Source organism: Huaxiibacter chinensis, from assembly GCF_022171985.1.
GTDB lineage: Bacteria > Pseudomonadota > Gammaproteobacteria > Enterobacterales > Enterobacteriaceae > Enterobacter > Enterobacter chinensis_A.
In genome coordinates this window covers 1-3,050 of record NZ_JAJVHF010000039.1, presented here as the reverse complement: position 1 = coordinate 3,050, position 3,050 = coordinate 1, and the positions used below count along the sequence as shown (strand labels likewise).

Here is a 3,050-nt window from a genome sequence, read left to right as displayed (position 1 = left end):
ATGAAAAAATGGTGAGTAGAGTTTCAGGGTAACAGGGGATGCTTATGTCGGTTTTCCACAACTGGCTACTTGAGATCGCATGTGAGAATTACTTCGTCTACATCAAACGCCTTTCCGCCAACGATACCGGCGCAACAGGTGGTCACCAGGTAGGGCTTTATATCCCTTCAGGTATCGTTGAAAAACTCTTTCCGTCTATCAACCATACCCGTGAACTGAACCCTTCGGTTTTTCTCACCGCACATGTGTCATCGCATGATTGCCCTGACAGCGAAGCCAGGGCAATTTATTATAACAGCCGTCATTTTGGTAAAACCCGGAATGAAAAAAGGATTACCCGCTGGGGTAGAGGCAGCCCACTTCAGGATCCTGAAAATACAGGGGCTCTGACGCTCCTGGCTTTCAAGCTTGATGAGCAAGGGGGGGACTGTAAGGAAGTAAATATTTGGGTATGCGCCAGCACTGATGAAGAGGACGTCATTGAGACCGCTATTGGTGAAGTTATACCCGGAGCGCTTATATCCGGCCCCGCAGGACAGATTCTAGGCGGACTATCTCTACAGCAAGCGCCAGTAAATCATAAATATATTCTACCTGAAGACTGGCACCTGCGCTTTCCGTCGGGAAGTGAAATTATTCAGTATGCAGCCAGCCATTATGTGAAAAATTCCCTTGATCCGGATGAGCAACTTCTTGACCGCCGGCGCGTGGAGTACGACATATTTCTATTGGTTGAGGAACTGCATGTTCTGGATATCATCCGGAAAGGATTTGGCTCTGTGGATGAATTTATTGCGCTGGCCAATTCTGTCAGCAATCGCCGTAAATCCAGAGCCGGGAAGTCGCTGGAACTGCACCTGGAGCATCTATTCATTGAGCACGGCCTGCGACACTTTGCGACGCAGGCCATCACAGAAGGTAATAAAAAACCCGATTTCCTTTTCCCTTCCGCAGGGGCTTACCACGATACTGAGTTTCCCGTAGAAAATCTGCGCATGCTGGCAGTCAAGACTACCTGTAAGGATCGCTGGCGTCAGATACTGAATGAGGCCGATAAAATTCATCAGGTGCATCTGTTTACACTCCAGGAGGGAGTTTCTCTGGCTCAATATCGGGAGATGCGGGAGTCGGGTGTCAGATTGGTCGTGCCATCATCTCTGCACAAAAAATACCCGGAGGCGGTGAGAGCTGAGCTAATGACGCTAGGTGCGTTTATTGCTGAGCTGACAGGGCTTTACGCAGATATTCCATAGATTATCTCCCGGCATAAATACCGGGAGGAGCGATCAGATTCGTTCAACCTTGCACGAATCGGCATTAACCGCTTTCAGGATATAAGGTTCAAGCAGTTTGGCTACGGCTTCAAACACGGGCACCACTACGGAGTTACCGAACTGCCTGTACGACTGAGTGTCTGACACAGGAATGCGAAAAGGCCTGCCATCTACTTTTTCAAAACCCATAAGGCGCGCGCACTCTCGCGGAGTCAGCCTGCGGGGCCGATGCGCCTGATTTTCTTCGTTCGCGAAGTCTGTTTCACCTGTGGCCATATCCCAGCCACGGTCTATCAGAATTTCAGACCCGTCTTTGTGATAGCGAGCAGAAAGCGTACGGGCAATGCTTTCTTTATTTTCAGGATTAACGAGGCCAAAACCGAATCCGTTACCCTTAGCTGCGTGCTTTTTGGCGTAGTTATAGAGATACTCCCAGAGTTTCGGCGTCAGTATATATTTGCTGTCAACCACGGGTTCCAGCAGTTCGCCAAATGACGGACGCTGTTCCGGATAAAAACGACTAATATCGCGCAGGGTAAAGCCCTGGTGAATGTTCAGATCACGGCGGAAACCGACCAAAACGATACGTTCTCGGTGCTGAGGTAAAAAGTGCTTTCCGTCGATAACTTTAGGATCGTTTTTGCCCATCTCAGCTGCATCCGCAACTTCATAGCCCAGTTCGTCGAGGGTATCCATGATGACTTTAAAGGTTTTACCCTTGTCATGGCTCTTCAGGTTTTTAACGTTTTCAAGAACAAAGATGGCAGGTTTTTTTGCGCGGATAATACGCGCCACATCGAAGAAAAGCGTTCCCTGAGCCTCACATTCGAAACCATGCGCGCGCCCGAGCGAGTTTTTCTTGCTTACGCCCGCAAGGCTAAACGGTTGACAGGGGAAACCTGCTAGAAGTACATCATGATCCGGCACATGCTCATTAATGTAAGCATAGGCATCGTTTTCAGGTACTTCAGGTTTATCACTGAGCGTGACTTCACGAATATCGAGATTGAAAGTGTGTTCCTGAGCATCGTTAAACCAGTTAGCTTTATATGTGCGCACAGCCTCTTTATTCCATTCACTGGTAAAAACGCACTGGCCACCGATGGTTTCGAAGCCCTTCCGTATACCTCCAATCCCAGCAAACAGGTCAATAAACCGGAAGGCATAGTCAGGGTGATGTGCAGGCGCTTCCGGAAGCATTTTTCGTAGAAGTTCCTCTTCGGCTAACGTCAGCGTCTTAGGTGAGCACTTACCATTAATCCAGCGATTAAGAGTCTCGCGACTCCACTCATTTTTACCAACTTTTCTAAGCAGTTCAGCCACGTACTTCTGGTCATAGATTTCCAGCACCTGCCCGAGCAGCTTTTTATCATTTTCCTGTCGCAGTTGTTCTTCCGCTTCTGCTTTCTCAAGCAGATCCTGCGCCAGTAATTCAAATTCAGACATATTGCCTCCATTGGGTCTTATGGGTGAAACTGTATCACTCATTTGACCCAGATTGAATGTTTTTATCTGGATATTTAAACAGGTTTATTGTTAGGTAACGCACGTTGGCCACGCTGGAGCGTCTTCTGGGCCTGCTGTCGGCCTTTGAGGTCGTGGTATGGATGACGGATGGCTGGCCGCTGTATGAACCCCGCCTGAAGGGAAAGCTGCACGTTATCAGCAAGCGTTACACTCAGCGCATTGAGCGACATAACCTGAATCTGAGACAACATCTGGCAAGGCTGGGACGGAAGTCACTGTCGTTCTCAAAATCGGTGGAGCTGCATGACA

Annotated in this window: 2 protein-coding genes and 1 pseudogene; 2 read left to right on the top strand and 1 reads right to left on the bottom strand. The window is 48.8% G+C overall.

Annotation, left to right across the window (positions count from 1 at the left end; translation table 11 throughout):
- Positions 1 to 44 precede the first annotated feature (44 nt).
- Positions 45 to 1,253, top strand: coding sequence for a type II restriction endonuclease (locus tag LZP96_RS23685; RefSeq protein ID WP_001749969.1), 1,209 nt, complete (start codon positions 45 to 47; stop codon positions 1,251 to 1,253).
- A 33-nt stretch (positions 1,254 to 1,286) separates the two neighbouring features.
- On the opposite strand, the gene LZP96_RS23680 is transcribed toward LZP96_RS23685, so the two are convergent.
- A complete protein-coding gene (locus LZP96_RS23680; RefSeq protein ID WP_001288432.1) occupies positions 1,287 to 2,720 on the bottom strand; it encodes a DNA cytosine methyltransferase in 1,434 nt (477 codons plus the stop codon).
- Positions 2,721 to 2,818: 98 nt separating this feature from the next.
- Between LZP96_RS23680 and LZP96_RS23675 the strand changes: the two are divergent.
- Positions 2,819 to 3,050 (top strand): annotated as a pseudogene (locus LZP96_RS23675) (IS1 family transposase); the annotation flags it as partial.

Excerpts from the sequence above, each read along its gene's own strand:
- LZP96_RS23685 (WP_001749969.1), top strand. The coding sequence starts at position 45 with ATGTCGGTTTTCCACAACTGGCTACTTGAGATCGCATGTGAGAATTAC.
- LZP96_RS23680 (WP_001288432.1), bottom strand. The coding sequence starts at position 2,720 with ATGTCTGAATTTGAATTACTGGCGCAGGATCTGCTTGAGAAAGCAGAA.